The following is a 19,926-nucleotide window of genomic DNA, read 5'->3' on the forward strand; positions in this document are numbered from 1 at the left end:
GCCTAGCCCGCGGCGGCCGGGCCGCTGCGATGCACGACGTGCAGCTTGTTGCCGTCGGGGTCGCGCAGGTAGGCGCCGTAGTAGCCCGGCCCATAGCGCGCACGCGGCCCCGGCGCGCCTTCGTCGCTGCCGCCGGCGGCCAGGCCGGCCGCGTGGGCCCGGTCGACCTGCTCCGGCGTCTGCGCCAGAAAGGCCACCATGGCGCCGTTGCCCGGGCTGGCCGGCTGGCCATTGAACGGCATATAGGCGAAAAAGCGCGGCAGGCTCGTGCCGGCCTGCACCCAGCACAGCGCAGGCGGCCCGCCGTCGGGCTGCGCCTGCCGCTGGCGCAGCCCCAGCGGCTGCAGCAGCGCATCGTAGAAACGTCCGGCGCGCGCCAGATCGCTGACGCCCACGGTCACATGACTGAACATGGCATTCGCTCCATCGAAGCCCGTGTCCGCGGCGCAAGGCGGCGGCCGGGCAGGTGTGTGTGCCAATCCAGTGTAAACAACCCGCCGCCGGCCGCGCCGGCGCTCAGCGCCCGGCGGCGCGCGCCGCGCCATACAGGCGTAGCGGATTCAGCTCCATGACCTGGCGGCGCAACTGCGCATCCGGCAGCCATTGGGCGATGGTCGCGCCGATCGCCGCCTCGTCCGGCGCCGGGAACGGATGCCGGTGGTCGGGCGGATGCGGCCAGTCGCTTCCCCACACGAGCTGGCGCGGATTGGCCCGCACCAGCTGGTCCACCAGCGCCCGCGCGCCCGACCAGGCGGGGCCTTGCGCGCCCACCCGATACGGCGCCGACAGCTTGACCCAGGCCGCCCCCTCGCGCACCAAGGCAAGCAGATCCTGCCAGCCCGCGCTGCGCAGCAGCCGCTCATGCGGGTGATGGCCGAAATGGTCCACCACCACGGGCACATCGCGCGCGGCGATCCGCCTGACCAGGTCGATGTCCTCGACGATGTCGGTCAGCACCTGCACGTGCCACCCGAACGGCTTGACGCGCTCGACGATACGCTCGGGACGTTGCGGCGCGCCGGGAAACAGGCGATTGATCCGGGTGCCGGCGGTGCCCAGGCGGTCCCATTGCTCGATCCGCTCATCGGGCGTGGTCGTCTCGTCGGGATAGACCACCGCCACCCCGCGCAGCCAATCGCCGTTGGCCGCCAGCGCGTCCTCATAGCTGCTGTGGTCGGCGCCGTACACACTCGGATGGACCAGCACCGCCCGGCCGATCCCGCGGGCGCGGCACACGCTGCGAAAGTCGGCCAGGCTGGCGTCCGCGGGCTGGTACGCGCTGCCGGCCGCCAGCGCGTAGCGGCTGGCGTCGAATACGTGGAAATGGCAGTCCCAGCCGCTGCCCTCGCCCTCGCGCGCGCGCTCATCCATCGATCAGCCTGCCCTGCTCGATCATCGCCTTGGCCAGGTCCTCGTCGGCCTGCAGGATCTGCGCGAAATGAGCCGGATCGGCGTAGAACGCGCCGCTGCCGATCTCCCGCAGCTTGCTGTCGAAGGCCGGGTCGCCGGCCACCTGCCGGATGACCGACGTCAGCTTTGCCACGGTCTCGGCCGGCACGCCCTTGGGAGCCAGCACGCCGATATAGGTGCTGGCGTCGAACTCGGGCAGCCCCGCTTCCTTGAGCGTGCGCACCTGCGCGATGCTCGGATCGCGCGTCGGGCCCAGTATCAGCAGGGCCGACAGCTTGCCTCCCTTCAGGTGCGGCAGCGAGCTGCTCACCTGGTCGAAGATGACGTCGATCTGGCCCGACAGCAGGTCGATCAACGCCGGCCCGGAACCCTTGTAGGCAATGGGCGTGAAGCGCGTGCCCGTCGCGTTCTCGAACTGCAGCATGGCCAGGTGGTTGGGCGAACCGGGCCCGGCATGGCCCACGTTCAGCTTGCCCGGGTTGCGCCTGGCGTACGCGATGAATTCCTCCGTGGTCCTGAAGCGCGGATCGTCGTGCTTGACGACCAGGGCGATCGAGGTCTTGCTCACCACGCCCACCGGCACGAAGTCCGCCGGCTTGTAGCCGGTCTTGAACATGTGCGGCAAAGTGCCCAATTGGCCCGGCGTGGCCGAAAGCAGCGTGCTGCCATCGGCGGGCGCCTTGGCCACGATGGCCGTGCCGATCGCGCCGCCGCCCCCGCCGCGATTGTCGACCACGACGGTCGCGCCGATCAGTCTGGACATGGGCACGGCGTATGAGCGCGCCACGATATCGGCGTTGCCGCCGGGGGCGAACGGCACCACCAGGGTCAGGGGCTTGCCGCCCAGGTCCTGGGCCGGGGCCGCGCCGCAGGCCAAGGCGGCGGCCAGCGCGCAGGCCGCGCGAAGTTTCGTCATTTTCTTGTCTCCGATGAAAGTGGGTGCGGGGTGCGGCGGCCGGCTCAGGACACCGTCGTCCAGCGCCCGTACCGGGCGACCGCATTCTCGTCGAATCCGAAGCCCAGGCCGGGGGTTTGATGCAGGATGACGCGTCCGTCCTTGTGCTCGAGCTGGCGGTCCACCAGCCGGCGGAAATTCAGCACCTGGTCATCCCAGAAGAACTCCACATAGCGCGCGTTGGGGGTGGCCGCGACCAGCGGCGCATGCACGTCGTGGAACCAGTGCGGGCACATCTGGATGCCGTAGCCGGCCGCCATCGCCGCGATGCGTTTCCACTCGGTGATGCCCCCGCAGACCGCCGCGTCCGTCTGCAGGATGGCGGCCGCGCCCATGTCCAGCAACTGCTTGTGGTACCAGCGGCCGTAGCCGATCTCGGCGGTGGCCACCGGGATGCGGGTCAGCCGCGCCAGGCGCGCGTGGCTCTCCACGTCGTCGGGGCTGAACGGCTCCTCGATGAAGTACGGGTTGTACGGCTCCATGCGCCGCAGGTATTCCATCGCCTGCACGGTGTCCACCCAGCCGTTGTTGCAGTCCAGCATCAGCTCGACATCCTCGCCGATGGCCTCGCGCGCGGCCCGCACGCGCGACTCCTCGCCCTGCGGCGACCAGCGGCCGGTCTTCATCTTGACCGCCTTGAACCCCAGCGCGACGTAGCTGGCCATCTCCTCGCCCAGCTGCCCGGCGGTCTTGCCCTCCACGTAATAGCCGCCGCTGGCGTAGGCCGGCACGCTGTCCAGTTCGACGGCGCCCAGGTACTTGTGCAGGGGCAGGTTCGCGGCCCGGGCGTTCAGGTCCCACAGGGCGATATCCAGCGCGCTGAGCGCGCGCATGACCGTGCCCATGCGGCCCTGCAGCAGCGCTTCCTGGTACATGTCGCGCCACAGCCCTTCCACGGCCAGCGAGTCGCGCCCGATCAGCACCGGTCCGAGCAATTGCTCGACGGCAACCCGGAAGATCTCCCCCGCCTGGTTGCCGACGTAGCAGAAACCGATGCCTTCGACGCCGTCGGCGCTGCGCACCTTCACCAGCCCGTAGTGGCGGTCCACGACGGTCCGGTTGGACAAATAGGTGACCTTGTCCATCGGGACGCGCGCCACGCAGACTTCGATGGACTTGATGATGGCCATAACCGTCTCCTGATGCCTGTTGAATGAGAAGACGCGATGTTGCGCGCCTTCGATAAATAAAAAAAGCCGCACTCCCAAGTTTCATAAAACGTAAAATACGTGTTCATGGACATGCGATTCCTCCAGAGCTTCGTCACGGTGGTCGAATCCGGCTCGATCGCCGACGCCGCGCGCCGGCTCGGCCTGGCGCCCACGACGGTCGCGCAGCAGATACGCGCGCTGGAAGCCGACCTGGGCTCGCGGCTGCTCACGCGCGCGGGCCGGACGGTCCAGCCGACGGTGGCCGGCGCCCGCATCGTGGACCGCGCCCGCGAATTGCTGCGCGGCGAACGCGACCTGCGCTCGGCCGCCTCGGACACCGACCTGCCGGCCGGCCCGCTGCGGCTGGGCGCGACGCCGACGGCGCTGATGGGGCTGCTGGCGCCCCTGCTGCGGCGCTGGATGCGGGCGCATCCGGACATCCGGATCTACATCGAGCCCGGCACCTCGTCCGTCCTGCTGGAGCGCGTCATGGCGGGCCAGCTGGACGCCGCCATTCTGGTGCATCCGAATTTCGAACTGCACAAGACCTGCGCCTGGAGCCTGATCCGCGAAGAACGCCTGATCCTCCTGGCGCCCGGCGCCCTGCGCGTCAGGGACGCCCTGCTCGTCGCGGCGCGCGAACCCTTCATCCAGTACGACCGCAAGGTGGTCGCCGGCAAGATGGCCGACGAATACCTGCGCGCCCACGGCGTGCGCCCGAAGGTGCAATTCGAACTCGACGGCATCGAACACATTTCGGGGCTGGTCGCCGAAGGCTTCGGCGTCTCCGTCCTGCCCGACTGGCCCACCCTGGGGCCTCCCGATACGCGAGTCAGGCGCTGGCCGCTGCCCGATCCCTGCCCGTCGCGCCAGGTCGGCATGGTCTGGCTGCGTTCGTCCGTGCGCTCGCCGCTTGCCCAGGCCTTCCATGCCTACATCGGCGCCGAGGCCGGCGCGCCTTGACGGTTCCGCCGCGCCCGCGCGTGCCCAGCGGCTTGCATGCTTTCCCCGGACACGGCATGACAAGCCCGCGCCGGCGGGCGAGAATGTCTCCCGCATCGAACCGCCATCCGCCAACCCCGCAAACGGAGCCCGCAGCATGAATCAAGTCGCCTCTCACTCGTCCCTGGCCGGCAGGACCGCCCTGGTCACCGGTGCCAGCCGCGGCATCGGCCGCGCCATCGCGCTGGCGCTGGGCCGGCGCGGCGCAACCGTCGCGGTGCATTACAACGCGGCGCGCGAACAGGCCGACGAAGTCGTCCAGGCCATCGGCGCGGCCGGCGGCAAGGCCTGGGCGCTGCGCGCCGACCTGGCGCATCCGGACGGCGCCGGCTCACTGGCCCGCGACCTGCGCGCCGGCCTGCGCGAACAGACCGGCGACGAAGGCCTCGACATCCTGGTCAACAATGCCGGCGTGAGCCTGCGCGCGCGCCTGCCCGAGGTCACCCCGCAGGACTTCGACCGCATCATCCAGGTCAACCTGAAAACGCCGTTCTTCCTGATCCAGCACCTGCTGCCCCTGCTGCGCGACGCCGGGCGCATCGTCAACGTCTCGTCGATGGGCACGCGCGCGGCCTACCCCGAGATGAGCGTCTACGCGCCGGCCAAGGCCGGGCTGGAGGCGCTGACCCTGCTGCTGGCCCGCGACCTGGGCGCGCGCGGCATCACCGTCAATGCCGTGCTGCCCGGCGCCACCGCCACCGACATGAACACGCGCGCCCGCGATCCCGCCATGGCCGACGCGCTGGCCCGCGACATCGCGCTGGGCCGCGTGGGCCAGCCCGAGGACATCGCCGACATCGTGGCCTTCCTGGCCTCGGACGAAGCGCGCTGGATCACCGGCCAGCGCATCGACGCCACCGGCGGCCAGCGCCTGTAGCCAAGCCGGCGCGGCGGGCCGCGCCGGCGCGCCCAGGCATGCCAATACCCACTGATCCTCAGTGGCATATTTAATTTCACACTGGATGCGGCGACCGCTACCATAGGCCATCCTCAGCCTTGCCGCTGCCGGCCATCGGCCCGCGCAGCCCTGCAAGTCCCGCGCGGCGGCGCCGCGTGGCCTCCCGCCACTGCCCTGCGCCGCCCCGCGCCGCCTCTCTCCGGTAGCCGCTTTGCTCACTTTCAGACTCAACCAGCTGCCGCAGGCCGGTGCCGGCCTGCCGCACCCGGCCCGCGCCATCGCCGTCGCGGCCATCCTCATCAACGTCTTCATGGCGACGCTCGAATCGGCCATCGCCAACACGGCCCTGCCGGCCATCGCCGCCGACCTGGGCGTGAGCGAAGCCAGTTCGATCTGGGTCATCAGCGCCTACCACCTGGCCATGGTGGCGGCGCTGCTGCCCATCGCCTCGCTGGGCGAGATCATCGGCCATCGCCGCATTTCCATGGCCGGCCTGGTGCTGTTCACCCTGGCCTCGCTGGCGTGCGGCCTGGCGCCGTCGTTGCCGTGGCTGATCGCCGGGCGGCTGGCGCAGGGCGTGGGCGCGGCCGGCATCCTGGGCGTGGCGCTGGCCATGACGCGCTTTGTCTATCCGCGCGAACAACTCGGGCGCGGCCTGGGCCTGAACGCGCTGGTCGTCAGCCTGTCGCTGGCGGCCGGCCCGACGGCCGCTTCGCTGATCCTCAGCCTGGGCAGCTGGCACTGGCTGTTCCTGATCAACGTCCCGCTGGGCCTGCTGGGCCTGGCGCTGGGCATACGCGCGCTGCCGCCCACCCCGCGCAGCGAACGCCGCTACGATGCCGTCGCGGGCCTGCTGTGCGCGCTGTTCCTGGCCTTGCTGGTCTATACGCTCAATGCCTACGCGCACGACGTCGGCGCCGGCCGCAACACCGCCTACGCGCTTGCCACGCTGGCACTGCTGGCGCTGCTGCTCAAGCGCCAGTCGGGCCGCGGCGCGCCCATGCTTGCCACCGACCTGCTGCGCCGCCCCATCTTCGCGCTGTCGGCCGCCGCCACGCTGGGCGCCTTCGCGGCCCAGACGCTGGCCTTCGTCGCGCTGCCCTTCATGCTGCAAAGCCTGCTGGGCTACACCCAGGTGCAGACCGGCTTCCTGATCACGCCCTGGCCGGCCCTGGCCGCGCTCAGCGCGGCATGGGCCGGCGCGCTGTCGGATCGCCATCCGCCCGGCCTGCTCGGCGGCATCGGCATGGCCGTGCTGGCCGCCGGCCTGCTTTCGCTGGTGGCGCTGCCGGCCGCGCCGCACGCCTTCGACCTGGGCTGGCGCATGGCGCTGTGCGGCGCCGGGTTCGGCTTCTTCCAGGCGCCCAACATGCGCGCCATGCTGGCCGATGCGCCGCCCGAACGCAGCGGCGGCGCCAGCGGCATGACCAGCTCCAGCATCATGCTGGGCCAGTCGCTGGGCGCGGCGCTGGTGGCCGGCCTGTTCACCCTGAGCGGCGCCGCCGCCGCGCCCGCCGCGCTATGGCTGGGCGTGGCCTGCGCCGTCATCGCGGGCATCGCCAGCCTGCTGCGTCTGCGCCATGCCGCGGCGGCCGGCGCCGGCCCGCGGCTGGACCTGAAGCGCGTTTGACCCTATACTTGCGGTCTATTCTTACTGTCACCAGGCATCAAGACGTTCACCGGCCTTGATGTCCAGCACCAGGCTGCGCACAGCGGCCCGGCATTCGTGCCGAAACACCCCTCCCGGCCCCACGGCCGCGGAACCAACATGCCGGCCCACAAAGCCGGTTCATTGCTACACCGTATCGGGCAGCGCCAGACGCCCACAAATCCAACCCGATCCGGTAGCAAGACACCATTGCGGTGTGTCTTGATGCTTGCCTGACGCCGGGCCTCGCCGATCGCGACCCTGTCGGGCGTGCATGCGATCGCGCGTACGTTATCGATCGTCCGGTGTTTCGGTCTGCCATGGGTAGTTGCCGCCCATCGCACTTCCGCGGAAACGGCATTCATGCGGCCATGACCGGTGAATCATGCGCCCAGCGGGGGAAAAGGACCCATAAGATGCAAGAGTCTGAATTTTTCCAACTCTCAGGGACCACAGCCGTCCTGCTCCTGGTGGCCTTCTACGGCGCCACTTTCCTGATGTCGCTGATGATCGGGCAGAAGAAGGAGAACGTCGATGGCTACATGGTCTCGAACAGCTCGGTCGGTTTCGGGCTGTCGGCGGCCAGCATGATCGCCACCTGGATCTGGGCCGCGTCGTTCTACGCCAGCGCCACCTCCGGCTTCAAGTACGGCCTGTCCGGCCCCATCCACTACGGCTTCTGGGGCGCGCTGATGATTCTGTTCATCTACCCGTTCGGCAAGCGCTTCCGCCAGCTGGCGCCCAAGGCCCACACCCTGGCCGAGGTCATCCACGCCCGCCACGGCGCCTCCAGCCAGATGATCATGGCCATCTCCAACATCGTCGGCAGCTGCATCAGCCTGATGGTCAACTTCACCGCGGCCGGCGCGCTGGTCTCGGTGCTCAGCCCGCTGTCGTTCATCCAGGGCGTGCTGATCGCCGGCCTGGGCGTGCTGTCGTATACGCTGTGGTCGGGGTTCCGCGCCTCGGTGATGACCGACTTCGCGCAACTGGTGGCCATGATCCTGGCCGCGGTCATCATCATCCCGCTCATTTTCTTCAATGCCGGCGGCCCCGACATGCTGCAGGCCAACATGTGGCGGCTGAGCAGCGAGCAGGCCGACTTCTTCTCGACCACGGCCATCCTGGAACAGGGCGCGCCCTACTTCGTGGCGGTGCTGGCCTACGCCATCGGCAACCAGACCATCGCCCAGCGTCTGTTCGCGGTGCGCGAAGACCTGATCAAGCCGACCTTCCTGACGGCCACCATCGGCTACGGCGCGGTGGTGATCGGACTGGGCATGCTGGGCCTGCTGGCCCTGTTCGTCGGCCTGGAGCCGGTCAACGGCAACATGAACAACATCATCCCGCAGATGGCCTCGACCTACCTGCCGCCCGTCGGGATCGCGCTGTTCTTCATCCTGGTGGTGGGCTCGCTGTCTTCCACCGCCGACTCCGACCTGGCGGCGCTGTCGGCCATCGTCATGACCGACATCTACGCCAAGAACCTGGCCGGCGGCCGCCCGGATCCGCGCCGCATGCTGTGGTGGGGCCGCGCGACCATGATCGTCGCCACCATGGTCGGCGTGATCTTCGCCAGCCTGCGGCTGGACATCCTGGTGATGCTGGTGTTCGTCGGCGCGCTGTGGGGGGCCATCGTGTTTCCGGTCATCGCCAGCTTCTACTGGGACCGCGTCAGCAACAGCGCCTTCTTCTGGTCGGTGATCTCGGCGGTGGTGCTGTTCACCATCGTGCGCTTCGAACTGGTGCCGATCGAAGGCGCGGTGGCGGTGTTCTACGAAATCTGCGCGGCCATCGGCGGCGGCGTGGTGATCGGCCTGATGAGCTTCGCCTTCTTCGGTCGCGTCACCGCCCTGACGCTGGGCACGCTGGCGACCCTCATCCTGCTGCCCTGCTTCGTCGGCACGCTGCGCGAGTACATCGTGCTGCTGGGTTCGCTGACCGCCTACGGCGTGAGCACCGTGGTCTGCGTGGCGCTGAGCCTGCGCAACCAGGAGCGCTTCGATTTCGGCCTGCTGTCCGAGCGCGTCACCTCGTTCCACTACGAGAAGGCGCGCATGATGGGCGGCAAACCCTCGGCGCCCGCCGCCCAGCCCCAGCCGGCCCGCGGCTGAGCCGCCCGTTCCAATCAGGAGAACCCATCATGCTATTGACGCTTTACTTCCTGGCCTGGCCCGTCGTTTCGGCCGCCGTCCTGCTGCTGCTGGTCGTCACCCTGTGGCGCGACATCCGCGATGCGCGCGCCACCGGCAAGTCCATGGTCTAGGACCGCGATCCCGGCTCACGCCCGCACTGCGAACGCCGCGCCCGCCGCGGCGTTCGCGCGTTCAGGCCGCGCGCATCGCGGCGCGCGCCCGCAGGCGGCTGGCGATCGCCGCCGCGCACAGGCCGCCGATCAGCGACACGTGCTCCAGCGCGAAGTACATCGACAGCGTGGCCTGCGGCTCGGGCAGGCGCCAGAACGTATGGACGATGGCGATGGTCAGCGCCAGGAACAACGCCAGCGCGCCGGCGCCCAGCCAGAGCGCGCGATCCAGCAGGACCAGCCCGGCGCCGGCCAGCAAGGTGACCGCCACCGCCGCGTTGAACAGCGCCGCCGGCGCCAGGCCGGCGGCGCGCATCTCGGCCACGCCACCGTCGAAGTCGATCAGCTTGGCCAGGCCCGAGGCCATGAACACCACCGCCAGGCAAAGCCGGGCAAGCAACCAGAACCAGCGGCTTTCGAGCACGCCATCGATGTATCGCAGCACAGGACATCCTTTGTGGATATGGGCCGGCACGCCCGCGGCGCGCCGGCCGGTTGGAGGAAAGTCCGGGCACTGTAGGACCTCGATCTTGCTTGAGGTCAAGCCATCCTGGCTCAGACGGCGACGGCCTGCTCCAGCCGCAACGCGCCGCGCCCGGCATCGAGCGTGACGCGCGCGCCCAGGGGCAAGGTGAGATTGGGATCGCCGTGGCCGCTGGGCCAGCCGGCCAGCACCGGAATGCCGCGCGCCTGGAAGTGTTCGCGCACCAGCGGATACAGCGCCGCCTGCGCCGCTTCGCCTTCGCCCGGCACGCCCAGCAGCCGGGTGAAGCTGCCCACCAGCACGCCGCGCACTGCGTCGAACGTGCCGGCCCGCCGCAGTTGCGCCAGCATGCGGTCCACGCGCGGCAAGGCTTCGTTGACGTCCTCGAAGAACAGGATGCTGTCGCGCGCATCGATGGCGTAGCGCGTGCCGGTCAAGGCGGCCAGCAAGGCCAGGTTGCCGCCGATCAGGCGTCCCGTGGCCACGCCGCTCGCCAGGGTGGCCAGCCGCGCCTGCGGCGGCGCCACGATCCACGAGCCCGCGCCCACCCGGCCGCTCACCATGTCCAGCAAGGCCTGCTCGGTGGGCGCCTGGCGGCCGGCCAGCAGGTCCTGCGCCAGCATGGGGCCGTGGAAGGTCACGAAGCCGGCGTAGCGCTGGATCGCCAGGTGCAGCGCGGTGACGTCGCTGTAGCCGATGAAAGGCTTGGCGTGCCGGCGCAGCAGTCCGTAGTCGATCTGGTCGAGCACCCGCCACGAGCCGAAGCCGCCTTGCAGGCACCATACCGCGCCCACCGCCGGATCGGCGAAGGCGGCATGCAGGTCGGCCAGGCGCGCCGCGTCGTCGCCGGCCAGGTAGTCGAACGGCGGCGCCAGCCGCGCGCGCGCCGCCGGCATGACCAGCGGCTCGTAGCCGCGGTCCAGCAGCCATTCGGCCGCCTCGTCGGCGGCCCCGGCGATGGCCGAGGCCGGCGCCACGATGGCCACGCGCGCGCCGGCCCGCAGCGCCGGCACCGGCTGGCCGGCCGGCGGCGCGGCCGGCGCCGGGGGCGTGCCGCCGGCCGCGGGCGAAGCCGGGCCCGGCGCCGGCCGGCGCGCGGCGCAGCCTCCCAGCAGCGCGCCCGACAGCAGCAAGGCGCTGGCGCGCTGCAAAAAATCCCTGCGACGATGTATGGGTTCCATGGCACCTCATCCGATGCGCGGGCCGGCCGGGCGCCGGACGCGGTGGCGTGGCTGCATGGTAGCCAGCGCTTGCCCTTCATGCAACGCGCGCCGCCCCGCATTCAGCGCCCCGCAACTGCTAGACTCTGCGCAATCCGTCGTCCCACCCTCATTTGCCGAGACCGCCATGCCCCGCCCCGCCCCGACCGATTCCGCCCTGTCTTTGTACCAGGACGCAGCCGTCGCCGCGCTGCGCGACGACCTGGCCCTGGCGCTGCGCGCGGCCGCGCACCACGGCCTGGGCGAAGGCGTGTGCAATCACTTCAGCGTCGCGCTGCCGGGTCAGGCGGGCGCGTTCCTGCTCAACCCGCGCGGGCTGATGTGGTCGGAGGTGCGCGCCGACGACATCGTGCTGGTCGACGCCGCCGGCAACAAGCTGGCCGGCCGCCATGAAGTCGAACCCACCGCCATGTTCATCCATGCCGCCATCCACCAGATCGCCGGCAAGGCCTGCGTGCTGCACACCCACATGCCCTATGCCACCGCGCTGACCCTGACCGAGGCGCGCATGCTCGACACCACGCTGTCGCAGAACGCCATGCGCTTCCATGGCCGCGTGGCCGCCGACCGCCGCTACAACGGCCTGGCCCTCGATGCGGCCGAAGGCGAACGCATCGCGCGCGCCATGGACGGCGCGGATATCGCCTTCCTGGGCAACCACGGCGTGGTGGTGTGCGGCGAACGCATCGACCATGCGTTCGACGACCTCTACTACCTGGAGCGCGCCTGTTGCGCGCAGGTGCTGGCCGAATCGACCGGCCGCCCGCTCGTGCCGGTCGAGGCCGCGCTGGCTGCCAGCGTGGCTGGCCAGGCCCGCTCCGAACGCCTGCAATCGACGCTGTTCTTCGAGGCGCTGCGCCGCACCCTGGGCTGAGGCCGCTTCACGCCGCGGCGGCGGAGCGCCGCTGGGCATGCTCCTTCAACAGTTTGACGAAGCGCTGCGCCTGGCGGCCGGGCCGCTCGAAGCGCGAGCGCACCAGGCTCAGGGCCAGCGGAATGGGTTCGCGCAGCGGCCGCACCTCGATGCCCGGCCAGCCGCCGCCGGCCACCGAGAACTCGTCGACGATGGCCACCCCCACGCCGCTGCGCACCAGCGCGCAGGCCAGTTCCGCGCGCACGATATCGACCGTGGCGCGCCACGGCACATTGGCGCGCTGGAATGCCGCCGCCACCAGCTGGCCGAACGGAATATTGCGGCTGTACAGCACCAGCCGGTTGCGGGCCAGCTCGGCCAGCCCCACGCTGTCCTGGCGCGCCAGCGCATGCCCCTGCGGCAGGATGCAGACCATGTGGCCGGTGGCGAACGGCTCGACCACCAGATTGGGATTGTCGATGGGCAGCACCGAGACGGCCAGCTCCACCTTGCGCCCCAGCAACTCGTGCGCCATGTCCGAAAGCAGCGTGGTGTGGTATTTCAGGCGCACCCGGGGGTGCTCGTTCACATAGCGGGCGATCACGGGCGGCAGGAAATTCAGCGCCAGGCTGGGGCTGGAACACAGCTTCAGTTCGCCCTCCGGGCGTTCGGCCAGGTCGCGCGCCAGCTCGTCGATGCGCAAGGCCTCGTCGAACAGCTGGCCCACTTCCTCGAACAGCCGCTGCGCCTCCGCGGTGGGCGTCAGCTTGCCCTTGTCGCGCTCGAACAGGCGCAGCCCCAGGCTTTGCTCGGCATGCGCGATCAGGCGGCTGACCGCCGGCTGCGAGACGAACAGCAGGCGGGCCGCGCCGTTCATCGAGCCGGTCAGCATCACCGCCCGGAACGCCTCCATCTGCCTGAGCTTGAAACGCACTCTTGCCCCCCGGATTTCCATTGAATCGATAATGGAACGTTATACCCCAAGGTCAACTACGCATAAGTATAAAAACTCTCTCATCGGTAGCATTGCTGGGTTGTGCCGGCGATCGATACGGCGCATTCGATAAGGAATATGCATGATGCAGACACTGGGGTTCATCGGCCTGGGCATGATGGGCTTGCCGATGCTCGAAAACCTGGCCGGCGACGAGCGCTGGCAGATCCTGGCCTACGACCGCTCGCCCGCCCCCTTCGAGCGGCTGGCCGGCCACCCGGCCTGGGGCGAGCGCCTGCGCGCGGCCGCCGGCCTGCGGGAACTGGCCGCCTGCGACACGGTGATCACCATGCTGCCCAACAGCGCCATCACCAACGCCGTGGTGCTGGGCCACGACGGCCAGCCTGGGCTGATCGACCTGCTCAAGCCCGGCGCCGCCATCGTGGACATGGGCTCGTCCAACCCGGCCGATACGCGCCGCCTGTCCGAACAGCTGGCCGCGCGCGGCCTGACGCTGATCGACGCGCCCGTCTCCGGGGCCGTGGCCAAGGCCTCCACCGGCACGCTGGCCATCATGGCCGGCGCCGCCGAGGCCGACCTGCTGCGGGTGCGCCCCATCCTGGAACGCATGGGCGCGGCCATCATTCATACCGGCGCGGTCGGCTCGGCGCACGCCATGAAGGCGCTGAACAACTATGTCTATGCGGCCGGCCTGCTGGCCGTCTCCGAAGCCATGGTGATCGCGCGCCGCATGGACCTGGATCTGGACGTCTTCACCGACGTGCTCAATGCCTCCAGCGGCCGCAACGTCGCCAGCGAAACCAAGCTCAAGCAGTTCATCATTCCCGGCACCTACAACGGCGGGTTCGCGCTGGCGCTGATGGCCAAGGACCTCGGCACGGCGCAAAGCCTGCAGGCGCTGACCGGCGTCCAGGCCGATCAGCTGGCGCTGTGCGCCGAGCTGTGGCAGCAGGCGCTGGCGCAATTGCCCGGCGGCGTGGACAACACCGAGATCCATCGCTTCCTGGCGCAGCGCACGCCGGCCACCGAGCCCGCCTGAAGGCGCGGCCGTCCCACGAATCACAGGAGACAACCCGACATGTTCAAACCCCTGTTCGCCACGGCGGCGCTGGCGCTGGCCATCGGCCAGGCCGCGGCCGCCTACCCCGAGCGCCCGATCCGCATGGTGGTGCCGTTCCCGCCCGGCAGCATTACCGACGTCGTGGCGCGCAGCCTCGGCCAGGGCATGGCCGCCGAACTCGGCCAGCCTGTCGTGGTCGAGAACAAGCCCGGCGCCAATGGCATCATCGGCACGCAGGACGTGGTCAAGGCGCAACCCGACGGCTACACGCTGGTGGTGGTCGGCGTATCGACCGCGGCCAGCGGCGTCAGCCTGTTCAAGAACCTGCCCTACGATCCGGCGCGCGACCTCACGCCCATCGGCGCGGTGGCCGAAACGCCGTACCTGCTGGTCGGCGGGCAGAACGTCGCGGGCAAGACGGTCGCCGACCTGTATGCCTACGGCCGCCAGCACCCGGGCAAGCTGACCTACGCCTACGGCTCGGGCAGCGCCCAGGTGTTCGGCGCCAAGCTGGCCACGATGGGCGACATCACCGTCACGCCCGTGCCCTATCGCGGCGGCCCGCAGGCGCTCACCGATGTGATCGGCGGCACGGTGGACCTGACCTTCACCGACCTGGCCAACGGCCTGCAGCAGGCGCGCGCCGGCAAGGTCAAGGTGTATGGCGTCAGCACGCCCGAGCGCTTCGCGCTGACGCCCGACATCCCCACGCTCAACGAAAGCGGCGCGCAAGGCTTCGACCTGACCGTCTGGTTCGGCCTGATGGGGCCCGCCGGCCTGCCGCCCGCGGTCACCGAGCGCCTGGCCGGCGCGCTGGACAAGGCGCTGGCCGCGCCCGAGCTGACGCAGACGTACGCCCGCCAGGGCCTGAGCGTGAAAACGCAAAGCCCCGCCGCCTTCGGCGCCTTCGTGCGCAGCGAAATCGACAAGTGGGCCGGCATCGTCAAGGAAACCGGCATTCCGCCCCAATAACCCCTTGCCCACAGGATGACACCATGTCTTTGATCGAAATCCGCAAGCGCACGCTCATCGTCGAAACCACCTATCACGAGAACGGCCCGGCGCCGGCGCAGCCGCTCAAGCTGGCGGCCTCCTGCGCCGTGATTCGCAATCCGTACGCGGGCCGCTACGAACCCGACCTGATGCCCTTCATGGCCGAACTGCGCTCGCTCGGCACCCTGCTCGCCACCGAACTGGTCGACACGCTGGGCAAGGACAACATCGAGGTCTACAGCAAGGCCGCCATCGTGGGCGTGGACGGCGAAATGGAACACGGCGCGGTCTGGCACGAAGCCGGCGGCTGGGCCATGCGCAGCGTGCTGGGCGAACCCAAGGCCATGGTCCCGGCGGTCAAGGCCGTGGCCTCGGCCGGCTATCGGATGATGGTGCCGGTGCACTACATCCACGCCTCGTACGTGCGCAGCCATTTCAACAGCATCGAGATCGGCATCCAGGATGCCCCGCGTCCGCGCGAAATCCTGTTCGCGCTGGTCATGGGCACCGGAGGGCGCGTGCACTCGCGCCTGGGCGGCCTGACCAAGGAAGCCGTCTCGGCGCACGACGGCCAGCGCTGAGCCGGCCGCCGCGCCTACACCGGGCCGGCCGGTTCGCCGGCCGGCGCTTCGACGCGGCGCGTGGCGCGCACGCGTTCGATGCGCGGCCCGATGCGGCGCTCGACCTCGAAGCGCCACTGGCGCCAGTCCATGCCCTGGCCTTCCTCGGGGATGGCGCCGCTGGCGCGCAGCAGGCAGCCGGCCAGCGTCGCATCCGGATAGTCGCGCCGCAGGTCCGGCGCCTGCAACAGGCGCGCCACTTCCTCCACCGCCAGCCGCGCATCCAGCGACCAGCCGCCGTCAGGCAGCCGGCTGGCGCTCGGCGGGTCCGCGTCGCCCGCATCGGGCAGTTCGCCGGCCACCGCCGTCAGGACGTCCAGCGGCGTCACCAGGCCCACGCACACCCCATGCTCATCGACCACCAGCAGCAGATGCTGGCGCAGGTCGCGCACCTGCTGCAGCAATTGCGGGATCGGCGTGGTTTCGCTCACGTAGGCGGCCGGACGCGCCGCGTCCACCAGGTCCACCGGCCCCGGCGCGGACAGCCGCGGCAGCAGGTCGCGCAGATGCACCACGCCCAGCACATTGCCCGGGTCGCCGGCGCACAGGGGCAGGCGCGCATGGCCCAGGGCGAATTTCTCCAGCACCACGTGGCGCGGATCGCGCACGTCCAGCCACACCATGTCGGCGCGCGGCACCATGATCGAGCGCACATCGCGTTCCCCCATCGCCAGCACCCGCTCGATCATGGTGCTTTCCTCCGGCGCGAACAGCGGCCCCTCGCCGGTGTCGGCCACCAGCGCGGCGACTTCCTCGGGATGGGCCCGTCCCTCGCGGCCGGCCTGCAGCAGGCGCAGCACCGCGTGCGCGGCGCGCTGGCGCCGGCCCAGCGCATGGGCGCCGCGCGCCAGGTTGCGCCGGGCCAGCTGATTGCAGGCCTCGACCAGGATGGAAAAGCCGATCGCCGCGTACAGATAGCCCTTGGGCACGTCGAACCCCAGGCCTTCGGCGACCAGGCTGAAACCGATCATCAGCAGCAGGCCCAGGCACAGGATCACCACGGTCGGATGGCGCGCCACGAAGGCCATCAGCGGCCGGCTGGCCACCATCATCACGATCATCGCCACGACCACGGCGGTCATCATGATGCTCAGGTCCTGCACCATGCCTACCGCGGTGATCACCGAATCGAGCGAGAACACCGCGTCCAGCGCCACGATCTGCACGATCACCTGCCAGAACGCGGCGTACTGCGTACGCCCGCCGCCGCCCGCGTGCGCGCTGCCCTCGACGCGTTCGTGCAGCTCCATGGTGCCCTTGAACAGCAGGAACAGCCCGCCCAGGATGAGAATCAGGTCGCGCCCGGAAATCTGAGCGCCCCACACCGTGAACAGCGGCGCGGTCAGCGTCACCACCCAGGCGATGCTGGCCAGCAGGCCCAGCCGCATCAGCAGCGCCAGCGTCAGGCCTATCATGCGCGCGCGGTTGCGCTGGTGCGCCGGCAGCTTGTCGGCCAGGATGGCGATGAACACCAGGTTGTCGATGCCCAGCACGATCTCCAGCACGATCAGGGTCGCGAGCCCCAGCCAGGCGGTGGGGTCGGTCATCCATTCGAACGGCATCGGCATTCCTTGCGGGCAAACGGCGAGCGCCGCGGCATGCCGCGGCGCGTCATCGGAAACGGGGAAACAAGCGGATGGGCCGGCGCGCGCGCCGGCCCGGGTCTGGACGGAGGTTCTTCGGTCATGGGGATATGACCCATGGCGCGACGATTTAATCCGGGTCGCGCCGCATTTTTACAAATTTCCCGGCGCGGAACTTCCGGGCGTCCGGCCCGGACCAACCCTGTACCCGCCAAGCCTCGGAGCGCGCCATGGAAATCGCCCCCGTTACCTGGTCAACGCCCCTGGCGCGCCTGGCGCCGCTGCCGCCGCGCGCCACGCCGCCAACCGTCGCCTCGCCCCCCGCGGCGCCTGCCGCCCGGGTGCGCGCCGCCGCGGCCCCCGCGGCGCCGCCGGTGGATCTGCTGCGCGACCTGCACGCCCAGGCGCGCATGGCCCGCGCCGTGGCCGCTTACCATGAAGAACAGGCGGCCCGGCAGACGGCGGCGCAGTCATCCTGCGCCACCCAGGACCTCGGCGACATCGATTGCCTGATGGTGCTGCAGGCCTACCGGGTGGCCATGCCCAACGCGCCGGTGCAGGACCTGCAGGGCATGCCGGCCGAAGCGCAACCCGGCAGCCCGGCGGTGGGCCCGGTCGCGCGGATCGGCGCCACCGATAACCAAATACGTCGATAAATCAGGTGATTACAGGCGACTCTTAAGGTATTGCCTTACGATCTGAGACGCTGCCTGTAAGCTGCCGATCGTCGCGGCTATTTGGCTGCGCCGAGGATGCGCAGCGCCTTGGCCTCGACCTCGGAAGTGCCGATGACTTCCTTGTCGAACTCGCCCGACACCTCTACCAGCGTATTGGCGTCGACCGGCTGGTTGGGGGGAAACAGGTGCCGGTCGATCTCGACCTGGACGCGCCCCGTACCGTCATCCAGCAGATAGGTGTCGTCGCTGAGCTGCTTGACCAGCTTGCCGCGCAGGGTCACCACCGCATCGTCACGCGCGGTGTCCAGCAATTCCTTCACGCTCATCTGCTGGTTGCTGGACGGGCCGACATACTGGGCCTGCGCCAACCCGGCCTGCGTGGCCAGGGCCAAGGCGGCCAGGGTCAGGACTATGGACTTGGACATGAACACCTCCTGGGGAAACCGGCGGAAAAGCGCCGCCTGCGGAAAAGTCTAGCAACGCGCTCGAAGGCGTGCGCCGCGCCGTTTCAATTTCCTGCATCCTCGCCCAGGCGGTCGCTGGCCACGGCGAAATAGAACCACTCGTTGCCCGCCAGGGCGCGCGGGTTGGGGAACACCACGTAGCCGTCGCGCGGCGCCAGCACCTGCCGGCCATCGGCGCGCGTGCCTACCAGCTCGCCCTGTCGCACGGGGTCGAAACTGGCCCAGGGACGCGCGAAGGCGTCGCCGTCGGCCTCGCGGTCCACCACGTCGACCAGGCACAGGGTTTCGAAGTCGCGGCGCGGCGGCTCCAGCGCGATATCGGCCAGGCCCAGCAGCGCCAGCGTCTGGCGGATGGCGCGATAGGCCACCTCGGGCGCGGCCGGGTCATCGTGCTGGCCGCATTCCAGCGTCACGCCATAACCGCCATGCGCGCGGAAATATTCCGTGGAGCCCACGCCATAGGCGGCGTCCAGCAAGGCCGCGGGCGCGCCGGGGTTCTGCTCGCGCCGCCGCCGCACGCCGCGCTCGTAGGCCTGCATCCAGCCCTCGACCACGCGACGCGGCCCCAGGTGCGCCACCAGCCGCGCCTCGTCCCGGGCATGCGCGAAGGGCTCGAGCGCTTCCTGGTTGTCGCGCGGGCCCAGCATCGCGAAGGGCTGGCCGCCGGTGTGGAACGAATGCAGGTCCAGCAGCACGTCGTGCGCCTGCAGCAGCGGGCACAGGACATTGCCGATGCGGTCTTCGTAATCGGCCGGCGTCGCGCAGACGCGCAGGTTGCGATTCAGGTTGCGGTCGCCCTGGCGCTCGCCCTTGCGGTAGGCCAGGGGATTGGTGACCGGCAGCAGCGTCAGCTGGCCGCGCGCGATCGCCAGCGCGCCGCTTTCGATCTCGGCCAGGATGCGTTCAATGGCGCGCGTGCCGCAGACCTCATTGCCATGCACCGCGCCCAGCACCAGCAGCCTGGGCCCCGGCCGCAAACCCAGGAACTGGTGCGCGCGCAGGTAATCGGTGGAAACGGGCGTGGGAGTATTCAAGATGCGGCCTCTGGAAACGACGAATGGACGGCCCGTCCCGCCGGAAGCGGGCCAAGCCGGCCATCATAGCAATGTCGCGGTCCGCCCGGGCCCGCGCCGCGCTAGCGGTACACCAGCACCGGCACCCGCGAATGCGCCAGCACCTTCTGCGTCTGGCTGCCCAGCAGTACCGCGGCAACCCCGCCGCGCCCATGCGAGGCCATGGCGATCAGGTCGCAGCCCCGTTCGGCCGCCGTATCCACGATGGCGCGAAACGCCATGTCGGCGTCGCGCTTGAGCAGCTCGCACGCGACCCCCGCGGCGGCGGCCTTGGCGCCCGCCGGCTCCAGCCATTCACTGGCGCGCGCATGCACCTGCTTTTCGTACTCCTTGCGCAGGCCGCCCAATTGCACGGCCTCGGCGGCCATGTGCGGATAGGGCTCGACCACCGTCAGCACCGTGACACGGGCGCCGAGCGCCTTCGCGAGCGCCAGGCCCTTGTCGACCGCCGTATTGGCCAGATCAGAGCCATCGATGGGAATGAGGATGTGTTGATACATGGCGAGCTCCAAAGTATGGCCGGGCAGGTCGCGGCACTGCGCCGCCAGGCCCGGATGCACAACCATAACGCCCTG

The 19,926-nt window shown here is 70.1% G+C and carries 21 protein-coding genes; 10 read left to right on the top strand and 11 right to left on the bottom strand.

Annotated features, from left to right (window positions below; translation table 11 throughout):
* Positions 1–2: 2 nt before the first annotated feature.
* From CAL11_RS11020 to CAL11_RS11035, 4 genes are all read right to left on the bottom strand, one after another.
* The gene (locus CAL11_RS11020; RefSeq protein WP_033464268.1) at positions 3–413 is read right to left on the bottom strand and encodes a VOC family protein; all 411 of its coding nucleotides are present in this window, start codon (positions 411–413) and stop codon (positions 3–5) included.
* 103 nt (positions 414–516) lie between these two features.
* Entirely contained in the window at positions 517–1,371 is an 855-nt protein-coding gene (locus CAL11_RS11025) for an amidohydrolase family protein (RefSeq protein ID WP_086092958.1), read from the bottom strand.
* Positions 1,364–2,326: a tripartite tricarboxylate transporter substrate binding protein gene (locus CAL11_RS11030; protein WP_086092959.1), complete on the bottom strand. Its 963-nt coding sequence runs from the start codon at positions 2,324–2,326 to the stop codon at positions 1,364–1,366. The genes CAL11_RS11025 and CAL11_RS11030 overlap by 8 nt, the downstream gene beginning before the upstream one ends.
* A gap of 44 nt (positions 2,327–2,370) precedes the next feature.
* The gene (locus CAL11_RS11035) at positions 2,371–3,495 is read right to left on the bottom strand and encodes a mandelate racemase/muconate lactonizing enzyme family protein (RefSeq protein WP_086092960.1); all 1,125 of its coding nucleotides are present in this window, start codon (positions 3,493–3,495) and stop codon (positions 2,371–2,373) included.
* A 105-nt stretch (positions 3,496–3,600) separates the two neighbouring features.
* On the opposite strand from CAL11_RS11035, the gene CAL11_RS11040 reads away from it, so the two are divergent.
* From CAL11_RS11040 to CAL11_RS24545, 5 genes are all read left to right on the top strand, one after another.
* Entirely contained in the window at positions 3,601–4,479 is an 879-nt protein-coding gene (locus CAL11_RS11040) for a LysR family transcriptional regulator (protein ID WP_167382484.1), read from the top strand.
* Positions 4,480–4,615: 136 nt separating this feature from the next.
* Positions 4,616–5,395 carry an SDR family oxidoreductase gene (locus tag CAL11_RS11045; RefSeq protein ID WP_086092961.1) on the top strand — a complete coding sequence of 260 codons (780 nt, stop codon included), beginning with the start codon at positions 4,616–4,618 and terminating at the stop codon, positions 5,393–5,395.
* A 232-nt stretch (positions 5,396–5,627) separates the two neighbouring features.
* A complete protein-coding gene (locus tag CAL11_RS11050) occupies positions 5,628–7,046 on the top strand; it encodes an MFS transporter (RefSeq protein ID WP_033464278.1) in 1,419 nt (472 codons plus the stop codon).
* Between the two features lie 434 nt (positions 7,047–7,480).
* Positions 7,481–9,178 (top strand): sodium:solute symporter family protein, encoded by a 1,698-nt coding sequence (locus CAL11_RS11055; protein ID WP_086092962.1) that lies wholly within the window; start codon positions 7,481–7,483, stop codon positions 9,176–9,178.
* 29 nt (positions 9,179–9,207) lie between these two features.
* Positions 9,208–9,330, top strand: coding sequence for a putative transporter small subunit (locus tag CAL11_RS24545; protein WP_033464280.1), 123 nt, complete (start codon positions 9,208–9,210; stop codon positions 9,328–9,330).
* Between the two features lie 61 nt (positions 9,331–9,391).
* On the opposite strand, the gene CAL11_RS11065 is transcribed toward CAL11_RS24545, so the two are convergent.
* Together CAL11_RS11065 and CAL11_RS11070 are read right to left on the bottom strand one after the other, a co-directional pair.
* A complete protein-coding gene (locus CAL11_RS11065; RefSeq protein WP_033464281.1) occupies positions 9,392–9,814 on the bottom strand; it encodes a DoxX family protein in 423 nt (140 codons plus the stop codon).
* A 110-nt stretch (positions 9,815–9,924) separates the two neighbouring features.
* Entirely contained in the window at positions 9,925–10,866 is a 942-nt protein-coding gene (locus tag CAL11_RS11070) for a S66 peptidase family protein (protein WP_086094564.1), read from the bottom strand.
* Between the two features lie 334 nt (positions 10,867–11,200).
* On the opposite strand from CAL11_RS11070, the gene CAL11_RS11075 reads away from it, so the two are divergent.
* On the top strand, positions 11,201–11,947 hold the full coding sequence (locus tag CAL11_RS11075; protein ID WP_033467049.1) for an aldolase: 747 nt from the start codon (positions 11,201–11,203) through the stop codon (positions 11,945–11,947).
* Between the two features lie 7 nt (positions 11,948–11,954).
* On the opposite strand, the gene CAL11_RS11080 is transcribed toward CAL11_RS11075, so the two are convergent.
* Positions 11,955–12,881 (bottom strand): LysR family transcriptional regulator, encoded by a 927-nt coding sequence (locus tag CAL11_RS11080; RefSeq protein ID WP_086092963.1) that lies wholly within the window; start codon positions 12,879–12,881, stop codon positions 11,955–11,957.
* Positions 12,882–13,002: 121 nt separating this feature from the next.
* On the opposite strand from CAL11_RS11080, the gene CAL11_RS11085 reads away from it, so the two are divergent.
* Genes CAL11_RS11085 through CAL11_RS11095 form a run of 3 tightly spaced genes read left to right on the top strand, consistent with a single transcriptional unit; the run spans position 13,003 to position 15,515 of the window.
* Positions 13,003–13,920, top strand: coding sequence for an NAD(P)-dependent oxidoreductase (locus CAL11_RS11085; protein WP_086092964.1), 918 nt, complete (start codon positions 13,003–13,005; stop codon positions 13,918–13,920).
* A gap of 39 nt (positions 13,921–13,959) precedes the next feature.
* Positions 13,960–14,913 carry a Bug family tripartite tricarboxylate transporter substrate binding protein gene (locus tag CAL11_RS11090; RefSeq protein WP_086092965.1) on the top strand — a complete coding sequence of 318 codons (954 nt, stop codon included), beginning with the start codon at positions 13,960–13,962 and terminating at the stop codon, positions 14,911–14,913.
* A gap of 23 nt (positions 14,914–14,936) precedes the next feature.
* On the top strand, positions 14,937–15,515 hold the full coding sequence (locus CAL11_RS11095) for an amino acid synthesis family protein (RefSeq protein WP_068926243.1): 579 nt from the start codon (positions 14,937–14,939) through the stop codon (positions 15,513–15,515).
* A 14-nt stretch (positions 15,516–15,529) separates the two neighbouring features.
* Here the strand turns inward: CAL11_RS11095 and CAL11_RS11100 are convergent, their stop codons facing one another.
* Positions 15,530–17,122 (bottom strand): TerC family protein, encoded by a 1,593-nt coding sequence (locus CAL11_RS11100; RefSeq protein ID WP_086092966.1) that lies wholly within the window; start codon positions 17,120–17,122, stop codon positions 15,530–15,532.
* A gap of 245 nt (positions 17,123–17,367) precedes the next feature.
* Between CAL11_RS11100 and CAL11_RS11105 the strand changes: the two genes are divergently transcribed.
* A complete protein-coding gene (locus CAL11_RS11105) occupies positions 17,368–17,793 on the top strand; it encodes a hypothetical protein (RefSeq protein ID WP_167382486.1) in 426 nt (141 codons plus the stop codon).
* A gap of 77 nt (positions 17,794–17,870) precedes the next feature.
* Here CAL11_RS11105 and CAL11_RS11110 read toward each other — a convergent pair whose 3' ends face one another.
* The 3 genes from CAL11_RS11110 to CAL11_RS11120 form a co-directional block, all read right to left on the bottom strand.
* Positions 17,871–18,239, bottom strand: coding sequence for a YgiW/YdeI family stress tolerance OB fold protein (locus CAL11_RS11110; protein ID WP_003817292.1), 369 nt, complete (start codon positions 18,237–18,239; stop codon positions 17,871–17,873).
* Between the two features lie 83 nt (positions 18,240–18,322).
* Positions 18,323–19,312 (bottom strand): M14 family metallopeptidase, encoded by a 990-nt coding sequence (locus CAL11_RS11115; RefSeq protein WP_068926247.1) that lies wholly within the window; start codon positions 19,310–19,312, stop codon positions 18,323–18,325.
* Positions 19,313–19,413: 101 nt separating this feature from the next.
* The gene (locus CAL11_RS11120; protein WP_033462189.1) at positions 19,414–19,851 is read right to left on the bottom strand and encodes a universal stress protein; all 438 of its coding nucleotides are present in this window, start codon (positions 19,849–19,851) and stop codon (positions 19,414–19,416) included.
* Between the last annotated feature and the right edge of the window lie 75 nt (positions 19,852–19,926).

Origin of the sequence: Bordetella genomosp. 6, assembly GCF_002119705.1 — a bacterium.
In the GTDB taxonomy this organism is placed as follows: domain Bacteria; phylum Pseudomonadota; class Gammaproteobacteria; order Burkholderiales; family Burkholderiaceae_B; genus Bordetella; species Bordetella bronchiseptica_F.